Origin of the sequence: Cereibacter ovatus (assembly GCF_900207575.1) — a bacterium.
Classification (GTDB): Bacteria; Pseudomonadota; Alphaproteobacteria; order Rhodobacterales; family Rhodobacteraceae; genus Cereibacter_A; species Cereibacter_A ovatus.
The window spans coordinates 42,549-69,349 of record NZ_OAOQ01000012.1 but is presented as its reverse complement, the minus strand read 5'-3'; the positions used below and the strand labels follow the sequence as shown (position 1 = coordinate 69,349).

Annotated in this window: 27 protein-coding genes; 13 read left to right on the top strand and 14 right to left on the bottom strand. The window is 66.0% G+C overall.

Annotation, left to right across the window (positions count from 1 at the left end; translation table 11 throughout):
- The first annotated feature begins 58 nt into the window (after positions 1-58).
- The 4 genes from CRO07_RS12740 (at position 59) to CRO07_RS12725 (ending at position 2,914) form a co-directional block, all read left to right on the top strand.
- The gene (locus CRO07_RS12740) at positions 59-265 is read left to right on the top strand and encodes a NepR family anti-sigma factor (protein ID WP_097031071.1); all 207 of its coding nucleotides are present in this window, start codon (positions 59-61) and stop codon (positions 263-265) included.
- Entirely contained in the window at positions 262-846 is a 585-nt protein-coding gene (locus CRO07_RS12735; RefSeq protein ID WP_097031070.1) for an RNA polymerase sigma factor, read from the top strand. Before CRO07_RS12740 ends, CRO07_RS12735 begins: the two co-directional genes overlap by 4 nt.
- Complete coding sequence (locus CRO07_RS12730; protein WP_097031069.1) at positions 843-2,627, top strand: sensor histidine kinase; 1,785 nt, start codon at positions 843-845, stop codon at positions 2,625-2,627. The genes CRO07_RS12735 and CRO07_RS12730 overlap by 4 nt, the downstream gene beginning before the upstream one ends.
- 89 nt (positions 2,628-2,716) lie before the next feature.
- A complete protein-coding gene (locus CRO07_RS12725) occupies positions 2,717-2,914 on the top strand; it encodes a CsbD family protein (RefSeq protein WP_097031068.1) in 198 nt (65 codons plus the stop codon).
- Between the two features lie 64 nt (positions 2,915-2,978).
- Here the strand turns inward: CRO07_RS12725 and CRO07_RS12720 are convergent, their stop codons facing one another.
- The 3 genes from CRO07_RS12720 to CRO07_RS12710 form a co-directional block, all read right to left on the bottom strand.
- Entirely contained in the window at positions 2,979-3,440 is a 462-nt protein-coding gene (locus tag CRO07_RS12720; protein ID WP_097031067.1) for a ferritin-like domain-containing protein, read from the bottom strand.
- 35 nt (positions 3,441-3,475) lie between these two features.
- Positions 3,476-3,679: a PLD nuclease N-terminal domain-containing protein gene (locus CRO07_RS12715; protein ID WP_097031066.1), complete on the bottom strand. Its 204-nt coding sequence runs from the start codon at positions 3,677-3,679 to the stop codon at positions 3,476-3,478.
- A gap of 77 nt (positions 3,680-3,756) precedes the next feature.
- Positions 3,757-4,695, bottom strand: coding sequence for an alpha/beta fold hydrolase (locus tag CRO07_RS12710; RefSeq protein WP_097031065.1), 939 nt, complete (start codon positions 4,693-4,695; stop codon positions 3,757-3,759).
- 308 nt (positions 4,696-5,003) lie between these two features.
- On the opposite strand from CRO07_RS12710, the gene CRO07_RS12705 reads away from it, so the two are divergent.
- From CRO07_RS12705 to CRO07_RS12675, 7 genes are all read left to right on the top strand, one after another.
- Positions 5,004-6,725 (top strand): PHA/PHB synthase family protein, encoded by a 1,722-nt coding sequence (locus CRO07_RS12705; protein WP_097031064.1) that lies wholly within the window; start codon positions 5,004-5,006, stop codon positions 6,723-6,725.
- Between the two features lie 11 nt (positions 6,726-6,736).
- On the top strand, positions 6,737-7,495 hold the full coding sequence (gene fabI, locus CRO07_RS12700) for an enoyl-ACP reductase FabI (protein WP_097031063.1): 759 nt from the start codon (positions 6,737-6,739) through the stop codon (positions 7,493-7,495).
- Complete coding sequence (locus tag CRO07_RS12695; protein ID WP_097031062.1) at positions 7,482-8,903, top strand: bifunctional enoyl-CoA hydratase/phosphate acetyltransferase; 1,422 nt, start codon at positions 7,482-7,484, stop codon at positions 8,901-8,903. Before fabI ends, CRO07_RS12695 begins: the two co-directional genes overlap by 14 nt.
- Positions 8,900-10,090, top strand: coding sequence for an acetate/propionate family kinase (locus CRO07_RS12690; RefSeq protein WP_097031061.1), 1,191 nt, complete (start codon positions 8,900-8,902; stop codon positions 10,088-10,090). Before CRO07_RS12695 ends, CRO07_RS12690 begins: the two co-directional genes overlap by 4 nt.
- Positions 10,091-10,202: 112 nt before the next feature.
- Positions 10,203-10,388: a hypothetical protein gene (locus CRO07_RS12685; protein WP_097031060.1), complete on the top strand. Its 186-nt coding sequence runs from the start codon at positions 10,203-10,205 to the stop codon at positions 10,386-10,388.
- A 121-nt stretch (positions 10,389-10,509) separates the two neighbouring features.
- A complete protein-coding gene (locus CRO07_RS12680; RefSeq protein ID WP_097031059.1) occupies positions 10,510-11,454 on the top strand; it encodes an NAD(P)H-dependent flavin oxidoreductase in 945 nt (314 codons plus the stop codon).
- Between the two features lie 270 nt (positions 11,455-11,724).
- A complete protein-coding gene (locus CRO07_RS12675; RefSeq protein ID WP_097031058.1) occupies positions 11,725-12,351 on the top strand; it encodes a response regulator in 627 nt (208 codons plus the stop codon).
- 21 nt (positions 12,352-12,372) lie between these two features.
- Here CRO07_RS12675 and CRO07_RS12670 read toward each other — a convergent pair whose 3' ends face one another.
- On the bottom strand, positions 12,373-12,681 hold the full coding sequence (locus CRO07_RS12670) for an H-NS family nucleoid-associated regulatory protein (protein ID WP_097031057.1): 309 nt from the start codon (positions 12,679-12,681) through the stop codon (positions 12,373-12,375).
- Between the two features lie 276 nt (positions 12,682-12,957).
- On the bottom strand, positions 12,958-13,362 hold the full coding sequence (locus CRO07_RS12665) for a hypothetical protein (protein WP_097031056.1): 405 nt from the start codon (positions 13,360-13,362) through the stop codon (positions 12,958-12,960).
- A gap of 186 nt (positions 13,363-13,548) precedes the next feature.
- On the opposite strand from CRO07_RS12665, the gene CRO07_RS12660 reads away from it, so the two are divergent.
- Positions 13,549-13,983 (top strand): pseudoazurin, encoded by a 435-nt coding sequence (locus CRO07_RS12660; protein ID WP_097031055.1) that lies wholly within the window; start codon positions 13,549-13,551, stop codon positions 13,981-13,983.
- Positions 13,984-14,127: 144 nt separating this feature from the next.
- Entirely contained in the window at positions 14,128-14,541 is a 414-nt protein-coding gene (locus CRO07_RS12655) for a VOC family protein (protein ID WP_097031054.1), read from the top strand.
- 72 nt (positions 14,542-14,613) lie between these two features.
- Here the strand turns inward: CRO07_RS12655 and CRO07_RS12650 are convergent, their stop codons facing one another.
- The 9 genes from CRO07_RS12650 to CRO07_RS12610 all read right to left on the bottom strand — a co-directional run bounded on the left by CRO07_RS12650 (position 14,614) and on the right by CRO07_RS12610 (position 26,720).
- Entirely contained in the window at positions 14,614-15,201 is a 588-nt protein-coding gene (locus tag CRO07_RS12650; protein ID WP_097031053.1) for a Smr/MutS family protein, read from the bottom strand.
- A gap of 4 nt (positions 15,202-15,205) precedes the next feature.
- On the bottom strand, positions 15,206-16,231 hold the full coding sequence (gene mltA, locus CRO07_RS12645; protein WP_097031052.1) for a murein transglycosylase A: 1,026 nt from the start codon (positions 16,229-16,231) through the stop codon (positions 15,206-15,208).
- Entirely contained in the window at positions 16,231-16,890 is a 660-nt protein-coding gene (locus CRO07_RS12640; protein ID WP_097031051.1) for a Tim44/TimA family putative adaptor protein, read from the bottom strand. The genes mltA and CRO07_RS12640 overlap by 1 nt, the downstream gene beginning before the upstream one ends.
- A 303-nt stretch (positions 16,891-17,193) precedes the next feature.
- Complete coding sequence (gene queG, locus CRO07_RS12635; protein ID WP_097031050.1) at positions 17,194-18,225, bottom strand: tRNA epoxyqueuosine(34) reductase QueG; 1,032 nt, start codon at positions 18,223-18,225, stop codon at positions 17,194-17,196.
- A 60-nt stretch (positions 18,226-18,285) separates the two neighbouring features.
- The gene (gene fzlA, locus CRO07_RS12630; protein ID WP_097031049.1) at positions 18,286-18,951 is read right to left on the bottom strand and encodes an FtsZ-binding protein FzlA; all 666 of its coding nucleotides are present in this window, start codon (positions 18,949-18,951) and stop codon (positions 18,286-18,288) included.
- 79 nt (positions 18,952-19,030) lie between these two features.
- Complete coding sequence (gene mtgA, locus CRO07_RS12625) at positions 19,031-19,774, bottom strand: monofunctional biosynthetic peptidoglycan transglycosylase (protein ID WP_097031048.1); 744 nt, start codon at positions 19,772-19,774, stop codon at positions 19,031-19,033.
- Positions 19,775-19,829: 55 nt separating this feature from the next.
- Complete coding sequence (gene gltB / locus CRO07_RS12620) at positions 19,830-24,368, bottom strand: glutamate synthase large subunit (RefSeq protein WP_097031047.1); 4,539 nt, start codon at positions 24,366-24,368, stop codon at positions 19,830-19,832.
- A 124-nt stretch (positions 24,369-24,492) separates the two neighbouring features.
- Positions 24,493-25,251: a hypothetical protein gene (locus CRO07_RS12615; RefSeq protein ID WP_235840999.1), complete on the bottom strand. Its 759-nt coding sequence runs from the start codon at positions 25,249-25,251 to the stop codon at positions 24,493-24,495.
- 41 nt (positions 25,252-25,292) lie between these two features.
- Positions 25,293-26,720 (bottom strand): NAD(P)-dependent oxidoreductase, encoded by a 1,428-nt coding sequence (locus tag CRO07_RS12610; protein ID WP_097031045.1) that lies wholly within the window; start codon positions 26,718-26,720, stop codon positions 25,293-25,295.
- Positions 26,721-26,801: the final 81 nt, after the last annotated feature.

Here is a 26,801-nt window from a genome sequence, read left to right as displayed (position 1 = left end):
CCGGAGACGTTCGGTTCCGGGGATCTTATCAACATTCGTAAAAGGCGTGGCAGTTTCCATGGCGCAATCGACGGACCCGAAGGCATCGCCCGAAGTGGCGAAGGTCATGGCGCGGAACAAGGCAAAAGATGCGAACCGCAAGGCGTTGCAGCAGCAGATCGACGACAATCTTCGGCGCGTCTACGAAGAGGCTCTTGTGCAGGAAATTCCCGATCGGTTCGCCCAGTTGCTTCACCAGTTGCGGCGGAAGGAAACCGATACATGAGCGTGCAGCAAAGCCCGCCCTCGGGGCACCGCGATCCGCGCGACGAACTGCCTGAACACCTGCCGGCGTTGCGGGCCTTTGCCATCAGCCTGACCCGGAACGTCGCCGTTGCGGATGATCTGGTTCAGGATACGATCGTGAAAGCCTGGACCAACTTTGACAAATTCACTGAGGGCACAAACCTGCGGGCCTGGCTGTTCACCATCCTGCGCAACACCTTCTATTCGGACAAGCGCAAGCACCGCCGCGAAGTGCCCGACCCCGAAGGCATCCATGCCGCAAGCCTGTTCGTGAAGCCCGCCCATGACGGGCATCTGGCCTTTACCGACTTCCGGGCCGCCTTCGACCAGTTGTCGCCGGAACACCGCGAGGTGCTGATCCTTGTCGGCGCCTCGGGCTTTGCCTACGAGGATGCGGCGCAGATGATGGGCGTGGCGGTCGGCACGGTGAAAAGCCGCGCCAACCGCGCCCGCGCCCGACTGGCCGAGTTGCTGGGCCTTGAAAAGGGCGAAGAGATATTCTCGGGCGTCGATGGCCAGACGATGGCGGTGATGTCGCGGTCCGGGATGACGGCTGCATGACACCGCTGCTCGGGCGGCGCCGCCGCTTCGCGGACCGGATCGGATCACGTCTGGCGTTCCTGCTTGCGGTGGCGCTGCTTCCCCTTGGCACCATTTCTGTGGTGCAATCCTATGTCGTCCTGCACGAGGCTGAAGCCCGGTCCGAAGCCGCCCTGACCGGCGAGACGATGCGCGCGGCCGACCATCAGGTGCGGATGATCCAGCGTGCGCAAGGCGCGGCCGCGGCCCTGTCGCAAATGGTGCGCCCGTTGCTGGCAGAGCCTGGGTCCTGCTCGGCGGCGCTGGCGGATGTGGCGCGCGAATCCGGCATTTACACGCTGGTGGGCTTTCTTGGCCCCGACCTTCAGATGCGGTGTTCGTCGGCCGACAGGACGTTCGATTTCACCGGCTCGGCGCCCGCTCAGGCGGCGTTGGCTGCGGGCAAGCCGTTGCTTCAGGTCAATCCGAAGGGGCGGGTTTCGGGCACGTCGGTCGTGATCGCCTCGCATCCGGTGCGGGATGAACGGGATCGTTTCCTTGGTCTGGTGACAATCTCGCTGCCCCACAGTGCGCTTGTCAGCCATACCGACACCGACCCGGGGCAGGCTTCGCCGGTGCTGATGACCTTCAATGGCGAAGGCGACGTGCTGACCTCGTCAACCGGGATTGCGGATGTAGAGCGCATGCTGCCGCGCGACCGGGCGCTGAAGGCGCTGGCAGGGATGGACCGCGGCTTTGCCTTCACCGCGCAGACGGCCGATGGCGAGATGCGGGTGTTTTCCGTGGTGCCGATCATTGCGGGCACGCTTTACACGCTGGGTTCCTGGGCGGCGGACAGCCAGTCCAATCGGCGGCTGTCCACGCTGCCGGCGCTGGCGCTGCCGTCGCTGATGTGGCTCGTCTGCCTGCTGGTGGCATGGCTTGCCGCCGAACGGCTGATGACCCGGCACATCCGCAGCCTGCGCAAGGCGATCACCTCGTTTGCGAAGGGCAGCCGGATGGTCGATCCGCTGGATTTCGCCACCGCCCCGCGCGAGATCCGCGATCTGGCCGAGGCGTTCGCCCGCATGACCGAAACCATCCTGCATGACGAAGCCGAGCTGGAGGATATGGTTCACCAGAAAGAGGTGCTGCTGCGCGAGGTTCACCACCGGGTCAAGAACAACCTGCAACTGATCGCCTCGATCATGAACATGCAGATGCGGCAGGCCCGCACCCCCGAGGCGAAGGGGCTGATGAAGGGGTTGCAGGATCGGGTGATGAGCCTTGCCACCATTCACCGCGGGCTTTACCAGACCACCGGCCTGACCGACATCCGCGCCGACGAATTGTTGTCAGACATCGTGCGGCAGGTGGTGAACCTTGCCACCGGGCCGGGGCGGCGGATCGTGGTGCATACCGATTTCCGCGACCTGCGGCTGACGCCGGATCAGGCGGTGCCGCTGGCGCTGTTGCTGACCGAGGCGCTGACCAATGTGATGAAATACGCCGGTGCCCCTGTGGGACAGGTCCCCCGGCTGGATGTGGCGCTTTGGCGTGACGGGCCTGCGGCGGCGGTGCTTGAGGTCACCAACACGGTGGGCGAACAGCCGCCTTCGGCCGAGACGCTGGCGACGGGAACCGGGCTTGGCGCCCAGCTTCTGACGGGCTTTGCCCAGCAGGTCGGCGGCGAGGTCCGCATCGTCGAGGACGGTCAGACCCACAGCCTTTCGGTCCGGTTCGTGGTGCGTCCGCTGGCGGATGCCGAGGCGCGCAATGACGCGCCATCGCCCGAAACCGGCCCCGGAACCAGCGACAGGTGACGCAACGGCAGCGGGCGGTATCGGAACCCCACACCCGGCCCGCGCGTTCTTCAGGCATCGCAAAAGCCAAGCCAATCAAGGAGAACGTGATGAACTGGGATCAGATCGCCGGCCGCTGGAAGCAGTTTCAGGGTCAGGCTCGCGCCAAATGGGGCGAGTTGACGGACGACGAGCTGGAACAGGTTGCGGGCAACCGTGACCGCATGGTTGGCCTTATCCAGCAGAAATACGGGGACAACAAGGCCGACGCCGAACGCAAGGTCGATGACTGGATGCGCCGCCTTTAAGGTCATCCCTGCGCCCGATCATCAAGGCCGGCCTTCGGGCCGGCCGTTTTCATGCGGCTGTGGATCAGTCGCGGGTCGAGGCGGCGGCCTGCGTCTCGAACAGCAAAAGCGACAGTTCGCGTCGCATCGACCGCAGGCGAGCGGTGACGTCGATCGGCTGTCCCGCCCCCAGCGCATCGTCGAACGCAGCGATCACATGCTGTTCGCCGTCCTGGATCTGGCCCAGCACGTCACGGTCGATGGTATCGATCAGCGACCGCAACGAGATCACCGCCCGGTTCACCGTGGACATCAGGCTGCCGTCGATCTCGGGCTGACGACCAAAGCGCGAGATCATCTCGGCCAGTTCGTCGGTCTGACTGCGGTGCAGATCGCGGAAACGCTCGGCCGTGGCGCGGAAGGCGGGTTCGGCGCGATCCACCATCGTCTCGAACCCGGCAAGGACATCAAGGCTGCGCAGGTGCAACGTCTCAAGCGCCGCGATGGCAGCCTTGTCGGGCTTGCCGTAGGATCTTCTCCCGATCATCCACTCGTTCTCCTCAATACCGCGGCGCGGGCGGATCAGATCCCGCGCGATGCGGCGCGCGGCCCGAGAAACAGCCAAAGGATGAAGCCCGCCACCGGCAGCAGGATCACGATCAGCGCCCAAAGCACCTTTCTCCCCGTTGAAGCCGAGGAGCCGACTATGGATACCAGCGCCCACAGATCCAGCGCAAGAACGATGAGGCCGCCAAAGCCCCGCAGTTGCAGCATGTTCATTTCCACGGCGTTTTCTCCTACAGGCGCGGATGCGCGGGTCGCGTCCTGAACGCGCGGCCGGGGGGCTTGTTCCGCGCGGCGGCTCAGGTGCGCAGGAAGGCCGCCACCGGAAGAAGCGAGCGGTCGGGCCCTTCCTCTTGCGGGACATGGCCCATGCCCGGCAGCAGCACCGTCTGCGCATGGGGCAGCGCGCGGGCATAGGCCGGGGCGTTGGTGACGGGGATCACCGCATCCTCTTCGCCCCACAGCAGCAGGGTCGGCGCCTGCACTCGTGTCAGCAGGGTTTCCGGCCGGACCAGCACGGTCTGGCGCATCCGTTCCACCAGCGCCTCGCGGACGCCGGGGGCGCGCATCAGGTCGTGGTAGCGGCTGACAAGCTGATCCGTCACCACGCCGGAATCCGCGTAAGCCATCCCCAGCGACAGCCGCAACAGCGGCCTTGGCAGCCACAGCCGCAGCGCCTCGGCCAGAACCGGCACGTCGGGGGCCTTGCCATAGGTGAAACCGGGGCTTTCATAACCATCGGGCGACACAAGCACCAGTTTGCGCACCCGTTCGGGATGACGGGCGGCAAAGGTGAAGGCGATGCGGCCGCCGATGGAATTGCCCACCAGATCGGCCCGTTCAAGCCCCAGTTGATCCATGATCGCCAGCACGATTTCGGTCACGCGGCGGTCGGAATAATCGCCGGTGGCATCGGGCGGCGACAGGCCAAGCCCGGGCAGGTCAAAGCTGACCACCCGCCGCTCGGCTGCCAGCCGGTCCTGCCAGCCGGCCCAGGTGTGCAGGCTTGCGCCAAAGCCGTGGATCATGATGACCGCCGGCGCGTCGCGCGGGCCGCGGTCGCGCAGGTGCAGCATGGTGCCTGCCACCTCGACCAGATCGGCGGGGCTGGCGAGATAGCGCGCCTCAAGCTCGGCGCGGGGCAGGTCGGGGGTCCACAGCGCCAGCCCGGTGCCCAGGACGACAGACGCCATCAGGTTCAGGACGAAGATCAGGCGGATGTGACGGACCCTGCGCATGCAACCACCGTTGGGAACCGGGAAACCGGCCGCCCGGTTGGGTGCCGGGGCCATGAGAATCAGCCGGAGTCCCCGATTCGGTCAACTAGGGCGGAAAGGTCTCAAGTCAATGACGCATAGTGTCGCGCGACACTTTTGCCCGGCGTTCGGCGCAACCCCTTGTGCTGCAATGCAGCACCCTGGCCGCGCTTCAATCATGGCACAGTAACAACTTGACCTTGCTCAAGTGGATAATGCTGCGACTGCATTACAAGAATTTTACGGATCGGGTGTAAACTCCGGCCCGGACCACCGCAACGGAAACGGAAATGTCAGATACGAACTGGACGACCGACGCGCCGCAGGCCTATGGCGAGGCGCTTGACCGCGCGGCCAGGGCGACGATCGCGGGGATGACGCGGGGGCTGGCGCCCTCGACCCTTGCGACGGCGACGCTGGACTGGATGATGCATCTTGCAAGCTCGCCGGGGAAACAGGCGGAACTGACGGAAAAGGCGATGACGGCGGCGACCACGCTGATGTCGGGGGCCTTCGTGACGCACGAGTCGCCGGTGAAGGACCGCCGCTTTGCCGCCGCACAATGGAGCCGCCCGCCCTATGCGCTGATGCGCGACGCCTTTCTTCTGACCGAGGACTGGTGGCAGACCGCCACCACCGGCCTGCGCGGGATGGAGCCCGCCCACGAAGCGGCGCTGAGCTTTTCGGTGCGCCAGATGCTGGATGTCTTTTCGCCCTCGAACATCCCGTTCCTGAACCCCGAGGTCGTGGCCCGAACCGCCGAGACCGGCGGCGCCAATCTGGTGCGGGGCGCGCTGAATTTCGCCAGCGACATGACGCAGTTCATCGGCGGCCAGCAGGTGAACGGCAACGGCTTTCATCTGGGCAAGGATCTGGCCGCGACGCCGGGCAAGGTGGTGGCCCGCACGCATCTGATGGAGCTGATCCAGTATTCCCCCACAACCGCCAGAACCCACCCCGAGCCTGTGCTGATCGTGCCGGCCTGGATCATGAAATATTACATCCTTGACCTGTCGGCGCAGAACTCGCTGGTGCGTTGGCTGGTGGCGCAGGGCTTCACGGTCTTCATGATCTCGTGGCGCAATCCGCAGTCGGAAGACCGCGATCTTGGCATTCTGGAATATCTGGATCAGGGGCCGCGGGCCGCGCTGAAGGCGATTCAGGCCATTACCGGCGCGCCCAAGGTTCATGCTGCGGGCTATTGCCTTGGTGGCACGCTGCTGTCCTTGATGGCGGCGCGGATGGCGCATGACCATGACGAACGGCTGGCCTCGATGACGCTGTTCGCGGCGCAGGTCGATTTTTCCGAAGCGGGGGAACTGGCGCTGTTCATCTCCGAAGCGCAGGTCGCGCTGCTGGAAGACATGATGTGGCATCAGGGCTATCTGGACAGCGACCAGATGAGCGGCGCCTTCACGCTGCTGCGGTCGAACGATCTGGTCTGGTCGCGGATGGTGAGCGAATACATGATGGGCGAACGCGCGCATCCCAATGACCTGATGTGCTGGAACGCCGACACCACCCGGATGCCCTATCGGATGCATTCGGAATACCTGCGCGAACTGTTCCTGGAAAATCGGTTCGCCGAAGGCAAATACGAGCTTGAGGGCCACAAGCTGTCCCTGACAGAGTTGCGCCTGCCGATCCTTGCGGTGGGAACCGAGACCGATCACGTTGCGCCGTGGCGGTCGGTGTTCAAGATCCAGCGCCTGACCGAGACCGAGACGACGTTCATCCTGACTTCGGGCGGGCACAACGCCGGGATCGTGTCGGAACCGGGCCACAGGAACCGCCACTATCGCATTGCCACCACCCAGCGCGACGATCCCTATCTGGATGCCGACGAATGGTTTGCGACACATGCGCCGGTTGAAGGATCATGGTGGCCGGAATGGGGGCGCTGGCTGGCCCGGCGTTCGGGGCCGAAGGGCGCTTTGCCGCCGATGGGTGACCTCGCCAATGGCTATCCGGTTCTGGGCGACGCGCCCGGCACCTATGTGATGCAACACTGAAAGGGGCCGCGATGCTCAAGGGAAAATTCGGGCTGGTTGTGGGCGTGGCCAACGATCAGTCCATCGCGGCAGGCTGCACCCGCGCCTTTGCCGATGCCGGCGCCACGCTGGCGCTGACTTACCTGAACGAACGCGCCCTGCCCCATGTGACCCCGGTGGCCGAGGCGGTTGCGGCGGATATGCTGCTGCCGCTGGACCTGTCGCAGCCCGGCGCGCTGGAAGCGGTCTTCGATGCCCTCCGCGACCGCTGGGGCCGGCTTGATTTCCTGCTTCATTCGGTGGCCTTCTGCCCGAAAGAGGATCTGCACGGCCGTGTCACCGACTGTTCGGCCACGGGTTTCGCGCAGGCCATGGATATCTCTTGCCACTCGTTCCTGCGGATGGCGAAGGCGGCCGAGCCGCTGATGACGGACGGTGGCAGCCTGATGACGGTCAGCTATTACGGCGCCGAAAAGGTGGTGGACCATTACAACATCATGGGTCCGGTCAAGGCGGCGCTGGAAGCCTGCACCCGCCATGTCGCGGCCGAACTCGGGCCGCAGGGTATCCGTGCCAATGTGCTGTCGCCCGGCCCCATCGCCACCCGCGCCGCCAGCGGGATCGATCATTTCGACGAGTTGATCGAGGACGCCAAGACCCGTGCCCCCGAACGCCGGCTTGTCACCGTGGCCGAGGTGGGCGCCGTCGCGGCCTTCCTTGCCTCGGATGCCGCATCGGGTGTCACTGGCACCGTGACCCATATCGACGGAGGCCGCCATGTTCGGATGTGACCCGTCCATCACCACGGTTGAAAACCGCACGTTGCAGGAGCTGTCGATCGGTGACAGCGCCGAGGTCGATCGCGTCCTGACGCAGGAAGACATCGAGCTGTTCGCCGTGATGTCGGGCGATGTGAACCCCGCCCATCTCGATCCGGCCTATGCCGAAGAGACCGGCTTTCACCATGTCATCGCCCATGGGATGTGGGGGGGCGCGCTGATCTCGGCGGTGCTGGGCACCCGTCTGCCCGGCCCCGGCACGATCTATCTGGGCCAGTCGCTGCGCTTCCGCCGCCCGGTTTCGCCCGGCGACCGGATCACCGTCCGCGTCACGGTGCGGGAAAAGGACATGGAAAGCGCCAAGGTCACGCTGGATTGTGTCTGCCAGAACCAGAAGGGCGAGATCGTGATCTCGGGCGAGGCGCTGGTTCTGGCGCCGCGCGAAAAGGTGTGCCGCCCGGTCTCGCATCTGCCCGAGGTGCGGCTGCACACCCCCGGCGCGCGGTTTTCCGGGCTGATTCAGGCCGCGCGGGCCTTTCCGCCGATGCCGACCGCCGTGGTCCATCCCTGCGACGACCTTAGCCTGCTGGGCGCCATCCAGGCCGAGGCGGCAGGCATCATCGCACCGTGGTGGGTGGGGCCAAAGGCGAAGATCCTGGCCACCGCCGCCGCCGCAAGCGTGACGCTGGACGAGGCGCGGATCATCGACGCCCCCCACAGCCATGCCGCGGCCGAGATCGCGGTGGATCTGGTGCGCGACGGCCGCGCCGCGGCGCTGATGAAGGGCAAGCTGCATACCGATGAGCTGCTGTCGGCGGTGCTGTGCCGCGACAAGGGCCTGCGCACCGAACGCCGGCTGAGCCATGTCTTTGCGCTGGACGTGCCGGGGATGGACCGGCTTTTGTTCATCACCGACGCCGCCATCAACATCGCCCCCGATCTGGAAACCATGCGCGACATCGTGCAGAACGCCATCGATCTGGTGCGGGCACTGGGGATCGACTGCCCGCGCACGGCGCTTTTGTCGGCGGTCGAGACGGTGACGGGCAAGATCCCCTCGACGCTGCTTGCGGCCTCGATCTGCAAGATGCACGACCGCGGGCAGATCGTCGGCGGGATGGTGGACGGGCCGCTGGCCTATGACAATGCGATCTCGGTCGAGGCGGCGGTGGCCAAGGGTATCCGGTCCGATGTCGCGGGACGCGCCGACATTCTTGTGGCGCCGAACCTTGAAAGCGGCAACATGATCGCCAAGCAGTTGATCCATCTGGGCGGCGCCGAAGCGGCGGGTCTGGTGATCGGCGCGCGGGTGCCGATCATCCTGACCAGCCGCGCCGACAGCGCCAGTGCGCGGCTGACCTCGGCCGCGCTGGCGCGGTTGCAAGCCGAAGCGCGGCCGACAAAGCCGGTGGCCGAATGAAACCCGTCTGGCTTGTGCTGAACATAGGCTCGTCCACCGTCAAGTTCGGCCTGTTCGACATTCAGGACGCCAGTCCCCTTGTCCGCGGCGCGGTCGAGGGGATCGGGCTAAGGCCGCGGCTGAAGGCCCACCTGCCCGACGGCACGCTGGAACTGCGCGCCCCGGCCGATGCCCGCGACGCCAAAGAGCTGACACTTTGGCTGCTGGGTCTGCTGGAAGGGCGGCTTGGCCCGCTGGATCTGCATGCCGCGGGGCATCGCGTGGTGCATGGCGGCCCGGATTTCAACGCGCCAGTGCTGCTGACGCCCGAGGTGATCGAGCGGCTGGAAGGTTTCTGCCCGCTGGCCCCCGGTCATCAGCCCTTCAACCTTGCCGGTATCCGCGCGGTCGAGGCGCGCTGGCCCGGTGTGCCGCAGGTCGCCTGTTTCGATACCGCCTTCCACCACGACCGGCCGCGGATCGCCCGCCTTTACGCCCTGCCGCGCGACCTGACCGATCAGGGCATCCTGCGCTATGGCTTTCACGGGCTGTCCTATGACTTTGTCGCCTCGCGCCTGCCCGATGTGCTGGGCGCAAAGGCGCGGGGCCGGGTGATCGTGGCGCATCTGGGCAGCGGTGCCAGCCTGTGCGCGCTGCACGACCTGAAAAGCACCGACACCACCATGGGGTTCAGCGCGCTGGACGGGCTGATGATGGGCACGCGCTGCGGCCAGATCGACCCCGGCGTGTTGCTGCATCTGCTGCGTCAGGGCATGACCGGCCCGGAAATCGAGTCGCTTCTGGGCCGTCAAAGCGGGCTTCTGGGCGTATCGGGCCTTAGCCCCGACATGCGCGATCTGCTTGATAGCGATCACCCCGAGGCCGCCGAGGCGGTCGAACTGTTCGTGCGGTTCGTCGTGCGGCAGGTGGGGGCGCTGGCCGCCGGGATGGGCGGGCTTGATGCGCTGGTCTTTACCGCCGGCATCGGCCAGCACTCGCCCGAGATCCGGGCGCGGGTGATGGCGGCGCTGGGCTGGCTGGGCCTTGATCCCGACCCGGAGGCGAATGCCCAAAGCCGGACGATCCTCAGCCGTGCGGGCTCTCGGGTCATGGCGGCGGTGATTGCGACCGACGAAGAGGCCGTGATCCTGCGGGCGTTGCGTCATGGCGAGGCCGCGCATTTCGCAGCCCGCACCGCGCTGGTCTGACACGCGGATTTCCGCGCAGCGACGATCATGGCGGAACGGTTGGGGCCGCGATGCATTACCGTTGGTCACGCTTTGCGCGGATGGTCCGGGCAAAGCCGCTACGGAGGATACCATGACCCTTCCCAAGTTCCTGCTGCCCGCCCTTGCCGCCAGCCTTGTCATCGCCGCCTGCGGTGAAACCCGCACGCAGCGGGTCGCCACCGGCGCATTGGGCGGTGCCATCGCCGGCGAGGTGCTTGCGGATGATCCGCTGACCGGCGCGGTCGTGGGGGGCGTCGGCGGCGCGATCCTGCGCTGACATCACCCCGGCGCAGCGCCTTGTGCCTTGGTTGCGCCGATCCCGGTCCGGGACGCAGCGGAACGGTTGACCGTCCGCGCGGGGGCGTTCCACCTTCCGGCATGACGAGAGGAGATCCGCCATGCCCATTCCCTCGGCCCTTCGCGGCCGCCTGAAGGCCCCGATCATCGCCGCCCCGATGTTCCTGACTTCGGGGCCGGATCTGGTGGTTGAAACCTGCAACGCGGGCCTTCTGGGCACCTTTCCCGCGCTGAACCAGCGCAGCAGCGCAGGCTTTCGCGACTGGCTGCACCAGATCCGGGGCAGGCTTCTGCCGGATGCGGCGCCCTTCGGGGTGAACCTGATCGTCCACCGCTCGAACCCGCGGGTCGAATCCGATCTGGCGATCTGCATCGAGGAAAAGGTGCCGCTGGTCATCACCTCGTTGGGGGCGGTGCCGGAACTGGTGGCGGCGGTGCATGGCTATGGCGGGCTGGTGTTCCATGACGTGGTGAACGTCCGCCATGCCCGCAAGGCGGCCGAGGCCGGGGTGGATGGCATCATTGCCGTGCCCGCGGGCGCCGGCGGCCATGCCGGCACGCTGAACCCTTTTGCGCTGGTGTCCGAGATCCGCGCGGTCTTTTCCGGCTGCATCGTGCTGGGGGGGGCGCTGAACACCGGCCGTCAGGTGGCGGCGGCACGGATGATGGGGGCGGATCTGGCCTATCTGGGGACGCGCTTTCTGGCCACGGCCGAGGCCATGGTGCCCGAGGCGCAAAAGCGCATGGTGGTGGAAAGCTCGGCCGCCGACATCGTCTATACCCCGAAAGTCAGCGGCATCCCGGCCAGTTTCCTGCGTCAAAGCCTTGCCGCGGCCGGGATCGATCCCGAAGCGGATGGCAGCGCCCCGCATCTGGACATGCAATCCGAGGCAAAGGTCTGGAAGGATGTCTGGTCGGCCGGGCAGGGGGTGGGCGGCATCACCGACATTCCGCCGGCGGCCGAACTCTGCCAAAGGTTGATCGCCGCGTATCGGCACGAGACGCTTGGCTGCGCCGACACAGCCCGGGCCGAAGGCTGGCTGTAACCCGAAGCGGCGCCGTCTGCCTGCGAATGGCAAAAGTCGGGCGGGTCTGCCGCGGATTGGCGCGTTTTCACGATCACATCCCCGGCCTCTGCCGCAGGTCGGCGGGGATGGCGCCGTGTTTCCTCTGGTTGAGGATAGTATCCTTCCGCATCGCCCCGCGATATTGAGTATCGGTGGGGTGTCGCCTTCTTTCGTGCCGGGTTAGGTCTTTCGGGCAGTCCCCAATTTTCGCCGGGGAGGCCGGAAACACGCTCGCCGAGCGGAAAAGACATGACCCAGACCTCCAAGATCCGAATCCTTATCGCTGACGATCACCAACTTGTCCGCGACCTTGTTGCCATCCACCTTGCCGGCTTGGGCAAAGTGGAATGTCACACCGCCGAAAGCCTGCCGGACGTGCTGGCCCGCATCGAGGCGCATGGCGCCTTCGACATCGTGCTGCTCGATCTCGACATGCCCGGCATGGCGGGGCTTGCCAGCGTTGCGTCGGTGATCGAGGCCAACGCCCCCGGCCGGGTGGTGATCTTTTCCGGCACCGCACCCCGCGATCTGGTGGTGCGGGCGATGGACATAGGCGCCTCGGGCTTCATCCCGAAAAGCCTGCCGGCCAAATCGCTGCTCAGTGCGCTGCGCTTCGTGCTGTCGGGCGAGGTTTACATGCCGATCTCGTTCGTGACCGAGCCCGCACCACGCACCGACAGCCCGTCAGGGCTGACCGCGAAAGAGGTGGATGTTCTGAAGGCCATCCGCTCGGGGATGATGAACCGCGAGATCGCGTCACGGATGAACCTCAGCGAGGTTGCCGTGAAGATGCATGTCCGCTCGATCTGCGCCAAGCTGAACGCGCGAAACCGCACCCATGCGGCGCTGCTGGCGACAACGCTTGATTTTGCCTAAGCCGGCCGCGGCGGTGGCGCCTTAGCGCGCCATCAGCTCGTCCGGCGTGCAGCCCTGCGCCATCGCGACTTTGAACCAGTTCGGGCACCGCCCGCGGCCGTTCCAGCTGACCGCGCGGTTCGCGGGGTTGAAATAGCGGATACGGCGAACCTCGGTGGCAGGCGCCGTCACGACCTCGGCCGCCGATGAAAATCCAAGTTCGCGGGCACGACCGTTCACGGCCGCCGCCGCCGCCGCGCGGCGGGTTTCGCAGGCATCCAGCGCCACGGAGATCTTTCCGTAAAGTTCCAGCAGCTCGTCCCGCGTCAGCCGCTCGATCTCGATCTTCATTCGGACAATTCCTTCGCCACGCCTCTTTCGGGCGCTGATCCGTTTGGCACCCATGCCGATCATCACTGCAATCTACAGGAGGCGTTTCCGGTTTTCGTGCTCTCTTTGGCACGGAACGGATACATACTTTAGTATGTAAAATGCGCGGCGCCGCGGGATCGTCCACTGGAACGATTGCCGGCCGCGGGAAATTCTCTTTTGAATTGCAAAGGGCTGACGCGGCGCCGGACAAGGCGGATCAGCGGCGCCGCCTCGGCGGGCGGCGCGCGAAACGGTTCAGGCGGCGCGGCGGATCGGATTCGCCGCAGCCCCGGCCTGTTTCAGGTCCGGGACCACATGGGCGCTGCACGCGATCATCAATTCGAACGGCGCCTTGAGGTCGGCGGCGCTGCGCGCAAGCATCCCCTCATACCATTTCTGAAGCGATCCAAAGGCGGCGCCGGTGTCGGTCAGACCGGTTTCCATCACCTGCTGCGTGGTTCCGGAAAGGCTGGCAAGCGCCTCGTGGCGGCGGTCAAGCCAGCGGTGAGTGGCCTCGGTCATCTCGGCCGCGATGGCGGTCTGCATCTCAAGCGTGTGGCGCGTCCACATGGTGCCGACCGGCGCGGTCTGGGTCATGGTGCTGAGCAGCGTCGCCATTGTGTCAAGAAGGCTCAGCGACTTGTCGGCCGGCTTGGTCATGGTCATCCTCCGGTTCGGTCGATTCCAACTGCGACGGGACGCCGCGCCGGGCACGGTGGAAGAGCCGCGCCCCTGCGTCAACGGAAAACTGCACCGCGGCAAAGGCCCGCAAAGGTTGCTGTGGCGCAACGTGGGGGCAGGGCGCGGCCTGCTATCCGGTTTCCGGACAATCGGAAGGACCAAAGGATGCAGAAACCGATCTTCACCGCCGCGATCGCCTCGCTTCTTCTGGCGGGGGTGGCAGGGGCCGCGACCCACGAGGTCACGATGCGGAACACGGGCGCCGATGGCGCGATGGTATTCGAACCCGCCTTCGTGGCCGCCCAGCCGGGCGACACCATCACCTTCGTCGCCACCGACAAGGGTCACAACGCCGAGACGATCAAGGGGATGCATCCCGAAGCGGCCGAGCCGTTCAAGGGCAAGATGGGCAAGGATATCTCGGTCACGCTGACCGAAGAGGGGCTTTATGGCGTGAAATGTGCGCCGCATTTCTCGATGGGGATGGTGGCGCTGATCCAGGTTGGCCAGCCGGTCAACCGCGCCGAGATCGAAGCCGCGCCGATGAAGGGTCAAGCGAAACAGCGATTCGCTCCGCTGTTGGCGCAGGTCGCCGACTAAGGCGACCACGGGGCGCGCGGCGTGGGGGCGTCGCGCGTCCTGTCTGTTCTGCGGTCGGCCACCCTGAACGGGCTTTTCCGAGGGCCCGGCTTCGGCCATGATCCAGCGCAAGGCATCCGAGTTGCCCTGACAAGGAGAGGCCCGATGACCCATCCCCCGATCCTCGGCACGCTTGAGGCGGCACTTTATGCTGACGACCTTGACGCGGCCCGGCAGTTCTATGGCGACCTGATCGGCCTGCCGCTGATCGCCGAGGCCGCCGGCCGGCACATCTTCTTTCGGGTGGGCGAGGGGGTGCTGTTGATCTTCAACCCCGCCGCAACCGAAAAGCCGCCCGGCAATGCCGCGCTGCCGGTGCCACCGCATGGCGCCCGCGGGCCGGGGCACTACTGCCTTTCGGTGCCGCCCGAGGCGCTGGACCTGTGGCGCCACCGTCTGGAACAGGCCGGCGTCGCCATCGAGGCGGATTTCCATTGGCCGAACGGGGCGCGCTCGATCTATGTTCGCGACCCGGCCGGCAATTCGATCGAACTTGCGGACCCCGCGATCTGGGTCTGATCCGTCACGGCGCCGAAGGACGCGGGTTCGCCCTCGGCGGGCCATGAATTTCACGAAGCGCGAATGACCGGCCTAACGCGTGCGGCGCAGATAGACGTAATAGGCGCCCTCGCCGCCGTGTTTCAGATGCGCCACCGCCACCTGAAGCACCGCAGAGCCGAGAGGCGGCAGCCGAAGCCAGTGCGGCACCTGATGGCGCAGCACGCCCTGCCGCTGCGGGATCGGGCCGTGATCCTCGGGTCGTCGGCTGCCCTTGCCGGTGATGACCAGCACCAGCCGCAAGCCATCGGCATGGGCGTTCAGGATGAAGCGGATCAGTTCGGGATGCGCCTCGGTCAGGGTCATGCCGTGCAGGTCGATCCGGGCTTCGGGCGCCAGCTTGCCGCGTGACATCCGGGCGAAGTTCCTGGCATCCATCCGAACCGGCTGCGCGGCCAGATGGTCGCGCAAGGACGGCACCAGATCATGCACGGGCGCGTGGCGGACCTTTTCGCCCACCGAGAAATGCGGGAAAGCAGGGGCCGCGGGGATCGGGGGCAGGGCCGGTTCATCCTTCGGCAGATGGGTCCGAACCCGCTTCGGGTGCATCGGCTGTGCCGTGCGGGCGACGGCCTGCCACAACTCCTCTTCATCAGGGCGCAGGGTGCGGCGGCGGGCCATCGGATCAGTTCTCGGGCAGCATCGCGAAGGCGCGCTCGATGGGCAAAAGCACCATCATCCGGCCGCCGTCCTTCACGTCGCCCGCCAGATCGCCGGCGCGGCTTCCGGTGCCGTAATAGATGTCGGCGCGTTGCATCCCCTTGATCGCGCCGCCGGTATCCTGCGCCACGAACAGCCGGCGCAGCGGCAGGCGGCCGTCCTTCTCGACCCAGACCGGCGCACCCAGCGGGGTATAGACCGGATCAACCGCCACCGTCCGCAGCGGCGTGATCGACCGGCCCATGGCGCCGATCGGCCCCTTGTCGGCGGCCAGCGTCGGGATCTTGCGGAAGAACACATAGGACGGGTTCAGGCCCAGCATGGCCTGACCCTGACCGGGATTGCGGCGCACCCAGTCGCGGATCGACTGGGCCGAGGCGTCCTCAAGCCGCATCAGACCGCGCTTGACCAGTTCCCGGCCGACGCTGACGTAAGGGTGACCGTTCTTGGCGGCATAACCCACACGGATCACCTTGCCATCAGGCATCCTGATCCGGCCAGAGCCTTGAACCTGAAGGAAGAACACCTCGACCGGGTCATCAAGCCACGCAATTTCCAGCCCGCGGCCGTCCAGAAGCCCGGCGTCGATCTCGGCCCGGGTGCGCCAGATGGTGCCATCTTGCAATTCGGGCGGCCGGGCGTAGATCGGCCACCGAAACCGGCCGGTGCGCACGGGCGAGCCTTCCAGTTCCGGCTCGTAATAGCCGGTGAACAAGGCGGGCGGATCGCCAATCTGAACCGGCTTGAAGAACAGTTCGAAAAATTCCCTCGCGGCGGCGGGGTCGGGGCTCGCCTCGGCGGCGAAGCGGCACAGGGGCGCCCATTCCGGACCCTCCAGCCGGTCACAGGTCTGGCGGAACACCGCCAGCGCCTCGGCGTGGTCGTCGTCGGTCCAGCCGTCCAGCGACTCGAAATCCAGCACCTGCGCGGACACGCCAGCGCCGGCCGCGGTCACGGCCGACACCACAAGCGCGCAAAGCAGGGCACGCATCACTCTCCGGTGGCGACGAGTTGCCAGTTCGGGTCGTCCACGCCCATCCGGCGCTCGAACGTCCAGATGTCGCGCTGGCGCTTGACCTCGGTCGGGCTGCCTTCGATCACCTGACCTTCGCGGTTGCGCACAACCGAGGTCAGCTCGCCCACGAAGCGGACGGCGATCTGCGCCAGACGGCTGTCGCGGTCATAGCTGGCTTCGTGGATCTCGATCTCGCGCAGACCGATGAAATTCGCCTCGACCGAAAGGCCCTCGGCCTCACGGGCCTGCACGGCTTCTTCGAAGCTTTCAAACACTTCGGCGGCAAGGAACGGGCGGATCTGGTCCAGATCGCCTTTTTCGAACGCCATCACGATCATTTCATAGGCGCCTCGGGCACCCTGAAGGAACTCTGAGACCGAAAATCCCGGCTCGGCCATCTTCATCGCAGCCAATGACTTGGCCGACGGGCTTCCTTCGGTGACATGATCGATGATGTCACGGTCGGGGCCGCCTTCGATGACCTCGAACTCGCGCCGCGGACGGGGGCGCGGATCTTCAAGGGGCACGGGCGGCTTCTCGAAACCTTCGCGCGTGCCAAGCACGCTTTTCAGCTTGATGATCAGGAAGACGGCGATCCCGGCCAGCACCAGCAGTTGGATCAGGGACGAACTCATTTTTAACCTCGGTCGGGGGGCGTCGGGGAAGTCCCGCGGCATCTCGGGGTTGGTATCGGTGACAGTTCTTCCCTATGTAGGGGAGGGGCGGGTCGAAGTCTACCTGCTGGCCCGAACTTTGCCCTTCAATGCTTTGCCTTGGGGTCGCGGCAGGCCCATGAACCCCCGCGGGCGCGCCATCCGTTCAAGTGAACGCGAGCGAACGAAAATTCACAAACGCAAGCGGGTGATCCGGACACCACCGTGCCCACAGGATGGATGGTGACTGTCCAACACCCAGGCTGGGCGGCCGGGGCCCCGCACTCACTCCAGCCGCGCCATCGCCCAGCGGGCCGCATCCGCCACGGCAGGGTCCGGATCCTCCCTCAATGCCGCGGCAACCGGGCGCAAACCTGCCTCGCCCGAGTTGCCAATCGCATAGAGAACATTCCGCACGAACCGATCCCGCCCGATCCGCTTGATCGGGCTTCCGGCGAACTGCACGCGGAATGCTGCATCATCCAGCCCGGCCAATGCCGCAAGCGGCGGCGCCCCCACCCGCACAGCATAGCCGATCTCGCGTGCATCGACCGCAAACTTGTTCCACGGACAAGCTGCAAGACAATCGTCGCAGCCATAAATCCGATTGCCCAGCAGCCCACGCAACGCCTCGTCAACCGGCCCGCGATGCTCGATTGTCAGATAAGAGATGCAGCGGCGCGCATCCAACTGGAACGGCGCAGGAAAGGCCCCCGTCGGACAGGCATCCAGACAGGCCCGGCACGACCCGCACCGCTCGCGCCCGGCCCGGTCCCTTGGCAGATCCAGCGTGGTGAAAAGCGCCCCCAGAAAGAACCAGTTGCCCAACTCCCGGCTCAACAGGTTGGTGTGCTTGCCCTGCCAGCCAAGCCCTGCCGCCTGCGCAAGCGGCTTCTCCATCACCGGTGCGGTATCCACGAACACCTTGATCTCACACCCCGCCTCGGCCACCAACCAGCGCCCCAGCCGCTTCAGCCGCCGCTTCACCAGATCGTGATAGTCCTTGCCCTGAGCATAAACGCTGATCGCGCCCCGATCGCGCTGCGTCAGAACCGCCCGCGGATCGGCCTCTGGCGTGTAAACCTCTGCCAACATGACCACCGACCGCGCGTCCGGCCAAAGCGCCGCAGCACTTCCACGCCACGCTTCGCGGTCCTCCATCCAGAGCATCTGGCCATGCCGGCCGGCGTCCAGAAAGGCGCGCAATCGCCCCGCCGCCTCCGGCACAGCATCGGGGGCACAAATCCCCACGCCCGAGAATCCCTCCTCCAGCGCACGCGCCACAAGCCGCTGCTTCAGACCCTCCGGCCCTTTCATTCTGGCTCAAATATCCCACGGGGGGCACGGGGGGCGTGAAGCCCCCCGCCCCGGCTGGCGTCAGAAATCAAGATCGGCGTAATGCGCCGGCTGCGGAAATCCCGGCACCTGATCGGCCAGAAGCGGCCGGAACGCGGGCCGCGACTTGATCTTCGCATACCAGTCCTTCACCACCGCATGCCGGTTCCAGTCCACATCCGAAATGTAGTCAAGGCAGGACAGATGCGCCGCCGCCGTGAAATCTGCCAGCGTCATCACATCGCCCGCCAGCCACCGGCGCTGGTCCAGGAGCCAGGCCATGTAGTCGAGGTGATACTTGATCCGGTTCGACCCGAACTTCACGTTCTTCGAATCCGGATAGCCTTGCCCCATCAGCTTCTTGTTCACCCGCTCATACAGCAGCTTCGAGGTCACCTCGTCGTGGAACTTGTCGTCGAACCAGGCGCACAGCCGACGCACCTCATAGCGCGTATCCGCATCGCGCGGCATCAACGGCGGCTGCGGCACGGTTTCTTCCAGATGCTCGCAGATCGCCTGGCTTTCCGACAGAACGCGACCTTCCAGCCGCAACACCGGAACCTTTCCAGCCGGATTCCGGCGCAGAAAATCAGGCGAGGGGTCCCAATAGCGTTCCTCGACCAGTTCCACCTCGATCTTCTTCTCGGCAAGCGTCAGGCGGACCTTGCGGCAGAAGGGGGACAGCGGAACGTGATAAAGCCGGTTCATCGCAAAGGTCATCTTTCAGGGCCTGAAGCCTCCCCTCAATGCCGCGAAGGGCGGCCGGATGCAATCCCGCTGTGCCCGCCTATTCAAAGCACGCCGCGCGCCCATCCGCACGGATGGTATTCGCCCCATCCAGAATCGCGGCTGATCGTCGGCGCACCACCGGCCCCGGATTCGAGGCCGATCGCACCTTGGGGTCGGGCAGCACCGCCGCCAGCCGCGCGGCTTGCAGGGCGGTCAGTTTCGACGGCTCCACCCCGAAGTAATGGTCGGCCGCGGCGTGGATGCCGAACACGCCCTCGTCGAATTCCGCAATGTTCAGATAGACTTCCAGGATGCGACGTTTGGTCCAGACCAGTTCGACCATGGGCGTGATCACCGCTTCCAGCGCCTTTCGCGGCCAGCTTCGCCCTTGCCACAGATAGACATTCTTCACCACCTGCTGCGAAATTGTCGAGGCACCCCGGCCGCCACCGGCATCGATCGCAGAGCGGATCGCCTTCATGTCAAAGCCCCAGTGCAGGCAGAAATTCGCATCCTCGGCCGCCACGACCGAGCGCGCCATGACCGGGGCGATCTCGTCCCAGTCGGCCCAGTCGTGCTGAACGCTACCCAGCCGGACACTTTCGCGCAGCATGTAGGGGGTGGTGGGCGGGTTCACCAGACCGAAGAAAAGCACCAGAAGCACCAGAACCACCGCCAGCCAGCCCAGCCCGGTCAGCAGCCAGCGTCGCAGCAGGTGCAGAACGGGCAGGCGCGGGATCGGTTCCGGTTCCGGCGGCGGGGCGGGATCGGCCTTGCGGCGGGGGGACTTTCGCGCGGTCATGGCATCCGCCTAACCACGATCCGCCGGCGCGGGTCAAGCGCCGGCGGGCGGCGCCTCATTCGGCCGGGACCGCCTGCGCCTCGTCCGACAGCGGGAAGGGCAGGTGGACCAGCATCTCCTTCGGGCAGACCTGAAGGAAATTGGCCCGTTCGGTTTCCCAGTCCGCCAGGATGCGGGCAGCGTGACGGCTGCCGGTTTCCTTGGCGTGACGCTCGATCAGGTCTTTCAGCTGCGCTTCCCAGTGCGGGTGGCTGACCGCGCAGGTCACCAGCGTCTCAAGGTTGATGAAATCCTCGACCACGCCTTTCGGGTCGTAAAGATAGGCCATGCCACCCGTCATGCCGGCGCCGAAGTTCGCGCCGATCCGGCCAAGGATCACCGCAACGCCGCCGGTCATGTATTCGCAGCCGTTGGACCCGCAGCCTTCAACCACCACTTTCGCGCCCGAGTTGCGCACAGCGAACCGTTCGCCCGCACGGCCAGCGGCGAACAGGTAGCCGTCGGTCGCGCCGTAAAGCACGGTGTTGCCGATGATGGTGTTGTCGGCCGCGACCAGCGGGCTTTCCATCTGCGGACGCACCACGATGGTGCCGCCCGACAGGCCCTTGCCGACATAGTCGTTGGCATCGCCCGAGACCTCGATCTTCAGGCCGCGGGTGGCAAAGGCCCCCAGCGACTGCCCGCAGGATCCGGTCAGCTTCACCGTCAGGTGGTCGGGTTGCAGGTTGTTCCGCATCCCATACTTGCGCACGATATGCGACGAGGCCCGCGTGCCGATGGTGCGGTGGGTGTTCCGCACGGCATAGGACAGCTGCATCTTTTCGCCATCCTCGAAGAACCGGGCGCCGTCCTTGACGATTTCCGCATCCAGCGTGTCCGGCACCGCATTGCGCGGCTTCGAACGGTCGTAGGTGATGCGGTTCGCCCCGTCCACCGTGATCAGAAGCGGGTTCAGGTCCAGATCATCCAGATGCGCGGCGCCACGGCTGACCTGCACCAGCAGGTCGGCCCGGCCGATGATCTCATCCATCGACCGCGCCCCGATCGAGGCGAGGATCTCGCGCACCTCCTGCGCATAGAAGGTGATCAGGTTCACCACCTTGTCGGCCGAGCCGCTGAACTTGTCGCGCAGCGCCTTGTCCTGCGTGCAGACGCCCACCGGGCAGGTGTTCGACTGGCACTGACGCACCATGATGCAGCCCATCGCGATCAGCGCGGCGGTGCCGATGCCGTATTCCTCGGCGCCCATCATCGCGGCCATGACGATGTCGCGGCCCGTCCGCAGGCCGCCATCGGTGCGCAGCGTCACCCGCTCGCGCAGGTTGTTCATGGCCAGCACCTGATGCGCCTCGGTCAGGCCCATTTCCCACGGCAGACCTGCGTATTTGATCGAGGTGCCGGGGCTGGCCCCGGTGCCGCCGTTGTGCCCCGAGATCAGGATCACGTCGGCCTTGGCCTTGGCCACGCCCGCCGCGATCGTGCCCACGCCCGACGCCGCCACCAGTTTCACCGTGACCTTGGCGCGCGGGTTGATCTGCTTCAGGTCGTAGATCAGCTGCGCAAGGTCTTCGATCGAGTAGATGTCATGGTGCGGCGGCGGCGAGATCAGCGTCACGCCCGGCGTCGAGTGCCGCAGACGCGCGATCAGTTCGGTGACCTTCATGCCCGGAAGCTGGCCGCCCTCGCCCGGCTTGGCGCCTTGGGCCACCTTGATTTCCAGCTCTTCGCAGGCGTTCAGATATTCGGCGGTGACGCCGAAGCGCCCCGAAGCCACCTGCTTGATCTTGGCCGAGGGGTTGTCGCCGTTCGGTTCCGGCACGAAATGCGCCGGATCTTCACCGCCCTCGCCCGAATCCGACTTGGCGCCGATCCGGTTCATCGCGATGTTCAGCGTCTTGTGCGCCTCGGGCGACAGCGCGCCCAGCGACATGCCCGGCGTCACGAACCGCTTGCGGATCGAGGTGATGGATTCCACCTCTTCGATCGGCACGGGGCGGCCCAGCGTCTTGATGTCCAGAAGGTCGCGGATGTGGATCGGCGGGTTCGCCCGCATCGCGGCCGAGAACTGCTTCCAGATGTCATAGCTGGCCCGGTTGCAGGCCTGTTGCAGCATATGCATGGTCGAGGCTTCCCAGGCGTGCTTTTCGCCCGAGCGCCGCGCCTTGTAGAAGCCGCCGATGGGCAGCACGTCGGACCCGCCACGCCAGCCCTTGGCGTGGATCTGTTCCAGCTTGTGCTGGATGCCCGAGGTGCCGATGCCCGAGATCCGGCTTTGCATGCCGGGGAAATACTCGGCCACCATGGCGCGGGACAGGCCCACCGCCTCGAAGTTCAGACCGCCGCGATAGGACGAGATCACCGAGATCCCCATCTTCGACATGATCTTCAGCAGGCCCGCGTTGATCGCGTCGCGATAGCGGCGCATCGCTTCCAGCAGGCTGCCCTCCATCAGGCCGCGCTCGATCCGGTCGGCGATGGTGTCCTGCGCCAGATAGGCGTTGACCGTCGTCGCGCCCGAGCCGATCAGCACCGCGAAATAATGCGGGTCGATGCATTCGGCCGACCGCACGTTGACCGAGGTGAAGGTGCGCAGCCCCTTGCGCGTCAGCCAGGAATGGACGGCCGAGGTGGCCAGGATCATCGGCATCAGCACGCGGTCCGGCCCCTGGTTCTGGTCGGTCAGCACCAGATGCGCGGCCCCCGAACGGACGGCATCCTCGGCTTCGGCGCGGATGCGCTCCAGCCCCAGACGCAGCGCGTCAGGGTGCTGGCCGGCCGGGAAGGTGCAGTCAATGGTGGCCACGTCGGCGCCGAACTGCTGAAGCATCGTCTCGAATTCCGAATTCGCGACGAAGGGGCTTTCCAGAACGAGGATCTCGGTCTGGCTGGAATGTTCCTCCAGCACGTTCTTCAGGTTGCCGAACCGGGTCTTGAGGCTCATCACCCGGCTTTCGCGCAAGGAGTCGATCGGCGGGTTCGTGACCTGGCTGAAGTTCTGCCGGAAGAAGTGGCTGAGCGGCCGATAGACCGAGGACAGCACCGCGGGCGGCGTGTCGTCGCCCATCGAGGCGATCATTTCCTTGCCGTCCTCGGCCATCGGCACCAGAACCTGTTCGATTTCCTCGATCGTGAAGCCCGCCGCGATCTGGCGCAGGCGCAGTTCCTTGGCGTCGTAAAGGCGCTGTTCCGGCACGTCCTTCAGCAGCGCGTTCAGATCGACGACTTTTTCGATCCAGTCACCGAACGGCTGCGAGGCCGCCAGCGTGTCCTTCAGTTCCGCGTCGCGGTAAAGCTTGCCCTCGGCCATGTCGACGGCGATCAGCTGCCCCGGCCCAAGCGCGCCCTTTTCGCGCACGCTCATTTCATCCACCGGCACCATGCCCGCTTCCGAGCCCGCGATCAGCAGCCCGTCGCCGGTCACGACATAACGCATCGGACGCAGGCCGTTGCGGTCCAGCCCGCCGCAGACCCAGCGGCCGTCGGTCATGGCCAGCGCGGCCGGGCCGTCCCACGGCTCCATCACGGCGTTGCAATAGGCATACATGTCCGCCCAGGCCTTCGGCATGTCGGTCGTGGTCTTGGACCAGGCTTCCGGCACCATCATGGTCTTGACCATGGGCGCCGACCGGCCCGAGCGCACCATCACTTCGAACACCGCATCGAGCGCGCCCGAGTCGGACGAGCCCTGCGGTATGATCGGCTTGATATCCTCGGCCGCGCCGCCAAAGGCGGCGGAAGCCATGCGGATCTCGTGGCTTTTCATCCAGTTGACGTTGCCCTTCAGCGTGTTGATCTCGCCGTTGTGGGCAAGCATGCGGAAGGGCTGGGCCAGCCACCACTGCGGGAAGGTGTTGGTGGAATAACGCTGGTGATAAATCGCGAAGGCGCTTTCGAACCGCTCGTCCATCAGGTCGGGGTAGAAGGTCGCGACCTGCTCGGCCAGCATCATGCCCTTGTAGATGATCGACCGGCACGACAGCGAGCAGAGGTAAAGCCCCTGGATCGACGAGGCCGCGGCCGCCTTCTCGATCCGGCGGCGGATGACATACAGTTCACGCTCGAACTGTTCCTCGTCGATGTCCTTTTCGCAGCGGATCAGGATCTGTTCGATCTCGGGGCGGGTGGCGTTGGCCTTCTCGCCCAGAACCGAGGTGTCCACCGGAACATGACGCCAGCCATAGATATAATGGCCCATCCGCAGCACTTCGGTTTCCAGGATCGTACGGCAGCGTTCCTGCGCCGACAGGTCGTTGCGGGGCAGGAACACCTGACCCACGGCCACCAGCTTGTTCATGTCGGGCTCGTGCCCGGTGCGGCGGATCTGGTCATAGAAGAAGCGGACCGGGATCTGGACGTGGATGCCCGCGCCGTCGCCGGTCTTGCCGTCGGCATCCACCGCGCCGCGGTGCCACACCGCCTTCAGTGCCGAGATGCCGTTTTCCACCACCTTGCGCGACGGCTTGCCGGAAATCGAGACCACAAGGCCCACGCCGCAGGACGAATGCTCGTCCTCGTCGCGGTAAAGCCCGTTCTCGGCCAGCCAGGCCCGTTTGGCTTCTTCGGCTTTCACCCAGGCTTCATCATAGGTCGTCATGGCTTACTCCTCTGGGCTGGCGGGAAGCGGCGCAGCGGCGTTGGCTTCCGTCATCTGGTGGGCCGGACCGGCTTCGGACGTCCGGTCTGGATCGGTGTGGGGGGCGGCAAGGCCCGGTCTGCGATCAGCGCACATGGCTTGCCCTTTCAAGCCGATGGATCGCGGGGGCCTGCGACAGGATCGCGTCACAGTCAAATATCGGCTCGGTCGCAAGAAAGCCGGGTTCGCCGGGAAACACGAAGCTGACCGGGCTGCCATCGATGGCAAGTTCGTTGCCGTCGCCGGCGTCCCAGCGGCTGGGGCCGGCGAAGAACAGCCGCCAGTCGGGGTGGATGTATTCATTGCCATGCGCCCGGCGCAGCACCGTGCCGCTGGCATCGCGTTCGGTGAATTCGAACCGGGTCTGTTTCAGGGCGATGCCGTCGATGGTGACGGTCTGCCCGGTCAGCCGGTCAAAGCCGGTGACGCGCGTGCGCTCGCCATTGTCGCGGGACAGGGCGAAATCGAAACTGTCCGCGCCGCCCAGCAGATCCGAGAACGAGGCCGGGTCGGCCGGGTTCGGCTCCAGCATCTGTTTTACCGGCGGGAACATCTCGTAGCTTTCGATCCACTGCGCCTCGGCGTCGATCTTCGACGAGAAGAACAGGCCCTCCTGATCGAAATCAGACCGCCACTGTTCGCCCGGGCGGTCCTGTTCGCAGCGGTAGTGGTGCGACACCCGGCAGCCGCGCGATTGCACCGTCAGAAAGGCCGAACAGCCTTCGGGCGGGGCGAAGGTCTGCGCGAAACCGGGCGCGGTCAGCGCCAGACCTCCCGCAAGGATCGTCACCATGAGCTTCATGCCCTGCATCTCGTCGCCCGCCGCGTGGACTGTTTGTGCCATCCGTCTGCCCGTCGCGGGCAGACGAAGATCCGTGGGCTGGCTTACTCGGCCGCTGCGACGGCCGGTTGCGCCAGATAGTCGAGGATCGCCTCGGCGGCCTCGCGGCCATCGCGGATTGCCCAGACCACAAGGCTTGCGCCGCGCACGATGTCTCCCGCGGCATAGACGCCGGGCAGGCTGGTCGCATGGCTGCGGAAATCGGCCTTGATCGTGCCCCAGCGGGTCACTGTCAGATCCGGCACGCCCCACAGCGTCGGCAGATCCTCGGGTTCGAACCCCAGCGCCATGATCGCCAGTTCCGCCGGCTCGACATAGTCGGCGCCCTCGATCACTTCGGGCATCTGGCGGCCGGACGAGTCGGGCTCGCGCAGGCGCATCTTCTGCACAATCACGCCTTCGACCGCATCGCCGCCGGTAAAGCCGCGCGGCGCGGACAGCCAGACGAATTCAACGCCTTCTTCCTCGGCATTGGCCACCTCGCGCTGCGAGCCGGGCATGTTCGCCCGGTCGCGGCGGTAAAGGCACTTCACGCTTTGCGCGCCCTGCCGGATCGCCGTGCGCACACAGTCCATCGCCGTGTCGCCGCCGCCGATGACGACGACGCGCTTGCCGTTGGCATCCAGCCCTTCGTCATCGACATCATCGCCAAAGCCGCGCCGGTTCGAGGCGGTCAGATAGTCCAGCGCCTGCACCACGCCCTTGGCGCCCACGCCGGGGGCTGCAAGGTCGCGCTGCTTGTAGACGCCGGTCGCGATCAGCACCGCATCATGCTGGCCGCGGATCGCATCGAAAGAGATGTCCACGCCGACATTGCAGTTCATCACGAACTGCACGCCGGCCTGTTCCAGCTGTTCGACCCGGCGCAGGACCACGTCCTTTTCCAGCTTGAAGCCGGGGATGCCATAGGTCAGCAGGCCGCCCGCGCGATCGTAGCGGTCATAGACCGTGACCTGAAGTCCGGCCCGGCGCAGCATGTCGGCGGCGGCAAGACCGCCCGGCCCGGCGCCGATGATGCCCACCGATTCCGACCGCTCGACCGCAGGGCGGCCCGGCACGACCCAGCCGTTTTCCCATGCGGTGTCGGTGATGTATTTTTCCACCGCGCCGATGGTTACGGTGCCATGGCCCGATTGTTCGATCACGCAGTTGCCTTCGCACAGCCGGTCCTGCGGGCAGATGCGGCCGCAGATTTCGGGGAAGGTGTTGGTCGCCTGACTGATCTCGTAGGCTTCCTGAAGCCGGCCGGTTGCGGTCAGCCGCAGCCAGTCGGGGATGTTGTTGTGCAGCGGGCAGTGGCTTTGGCAGAACGGCACGCCGCACTGGCTGCACCGGCTGGCTTGCTCGGCGGCCTTCGAGGCGGCAAATTCGCGGTAGATCTCGTGGAAATCCTGCGCGCGAAGGGGCGCTGGGCGCTTCTCGGGGGTCTCTCTTGCCGTTTTCACGAACTGGAGCATCGGTTCTTTTGCCATGCGGAGCCCTCCCATCGAGCCGTCTGCGGGTCGGCACCTCTTACAGCAGGGGGGGGCGTGATAAAAGTCAGCAAAGCTGAC

Bases quoted from the DNA above. Each gene is read 5' to 3' on its own strand.
- CRO07_RS12740 (WP_097031071.1), top strand. From the start codon at position 59: ATGGCGCAATCGACGGACCCGAAGGCATCGCCCGAAGTGGCGAAGGTC.
- CRO07_RS12735 (WP_097031070.1), top strand. From the start codon at position 262: ATGAGCGTGCAGCAAAGCCCGCCCTCGGGGCACCGCGATCCGCGCGAC.
- CRO07_RS12730 (WP_097031069.1), top strand. From the start codon at position 843: ATGACACCGCTGCTCGGGCGGCGCCGCCGCTTCGCGGACCGGATCGGA.
- CRO07_RS12725 (WP_097031068.1), top strand. From the start codon at position 2,717: ATGAACTGGGATCAGATCGCCGGCCGCTGGAAGCAGTTTCAGGGTCAG.
- CRO07_RS12720 (WP_097031067.1), bottom strand. From the start codon at position 3,440: ATGATCGGGAGAAGATCCTACGGCAAGCCCGACAAGGCTGCCATCGCG.
- CRO07_RS12710 (WP_097031065.1), bottom strand. From the start codon at position 4,695: ATGCGCAGGGTCCGTCACATCCGCCTGATCTTCGTCCTGAACCTGATG.
- CRO07_RS12705 (WP_097031064.1), top strand. From the start codon at position 5,004: ATGTCAGATACGAACTGGACGACCGACGCGCCGCAGGCCTATGGCGAG.
- fabI (WP_097031063.1), top strand. From the start codon at position 6,737: ATGCTCAAGGGAAAATTCGGGCTGGTTGTGGGCGTGGCCAACGATCAG.
- CRO07_RS12695 (WP_097031062.1), top strand. From the start codon at position 7,482: ATGTTCGGATGTGACCCGTCCATCACCACGGTTGAAAACCGCACGTTG.
- CRO07_RS12690 (WP_097031061.1), top strand. From the start codon at position 8,900: ATGAAACCCGTCTGGCTTGTGCTGAACATAGGCTCGTCCACCGTCAAG.
- CRO07_RS12685 (WP_097031060.1), top strand. From the start codon at position 10,203: ATGACCCTTCCCAAGTTCCTGCTGCCCGCCCTTGCCGCCAGCCTTGTC.
- CRO07_RS12680 (WP_097031059.1), top strand. From the start codon at position 10,510: ATGCCCATTCCCTCGGCCCTTCGCGGCCGCCTGAAGGCCCCGATCATC.
- CRO07_RS12675 (WP_097031058.1), top strand. From the start codon at position 11,725: ATGACCCAGACCTCCAAGATCCGAATCCTTATCGCTGACGATCACCAA.
- CRO07_RS12670 (WP_097031057.1), bottom strand. From the start codon at position 12,681: ATGAAGATCGAGATCGAGCGGCTGACGCGGGACGAGCTGCTGGAACTT.
- CRO07_RS12665 (WP_097031056.1), bottom strand. From the start codon at position 13,362: ATGACCAAGCCGGCCGACAAGTCGCTGAGCCTTCTTGACACAATGGCG.
- CRO07_RS12660 (WP_097031055.1), top strand. From the start codon at position 13,549: ATGCAGAAACCGATCTTCACCGCCGCGATCGCCTCGCTTCTTCTGGCG.
- CRO07_RS12655 (WP_097031054.1), top strand. From the start codon at position 14,128: ATGACCCATCCCCCGATCCTCGGCACGCTTGAGGCGGCACTTTATGCT.
- CRO07_RS12650 (WP_097031053.1), bottom strand. From the start codon at position 15,201: ATGGCCCGCCGCCGCACCCTGCGCCCTGATGAAGAGGAGTTGTGGCAG.
- mltA (WP_097031052.1), bottom strand. From the start codon at position 16,231: ATGCGTGCCCTGCTTTGCGCGCTTGTGGTGTCGGCCGTGACCGCGGCC.
- CRO07_RS12640 (WP_097031051.1), bottom strand. From the start codon at position 16,890: ATGAGTTCGTCCCTGATCCAACTGCTGGTGCTGGCCGGGATCGCCGTC.
- queG (WP_097031050.1), bottom strand. From the start codon at position 18,225: ATGAAAGGGCCGGAGGGTCTGAAGCAGCGGCTTGTGGCGCGTGCGCTG.
- fzlA (WP_097031049.1), bottom strand. From the start codon at position 18,951: ATGAACCGGCTTTATCACGTTCCGCTGTCCCCCTTCTGCCGCAAGGTC.
- mtgA (WP_097031048.1), bottom strand. From the start codon at position 19,774: ATGACCGCGCGAAAGTCCCCCCGCCGCAAGGCCGATCCCGCCCCGCCG.
- gltB (WP_097031047.1), bottom strand. From the start codon at position 24,368: ATGACGACCTATGATGAAGCCTGGGTGAAAGCCGAAGAAGCCAAACGG.
- CRO07_RS12615 (WP_235840999.1), bottom strand. From the start codon at position 25,251: ATGGCACAAACAGTCCACGCGGCGGGCGACGAGATGCAGGGCATGAAG.
- CRO07_RS12610 (WP_097031045.1), bottom strand. From the start codon at position 26,720: ATGGCAAAAGAACCGATGCTCCAGTTCGTGAAAACGGCAAGAGAGACC.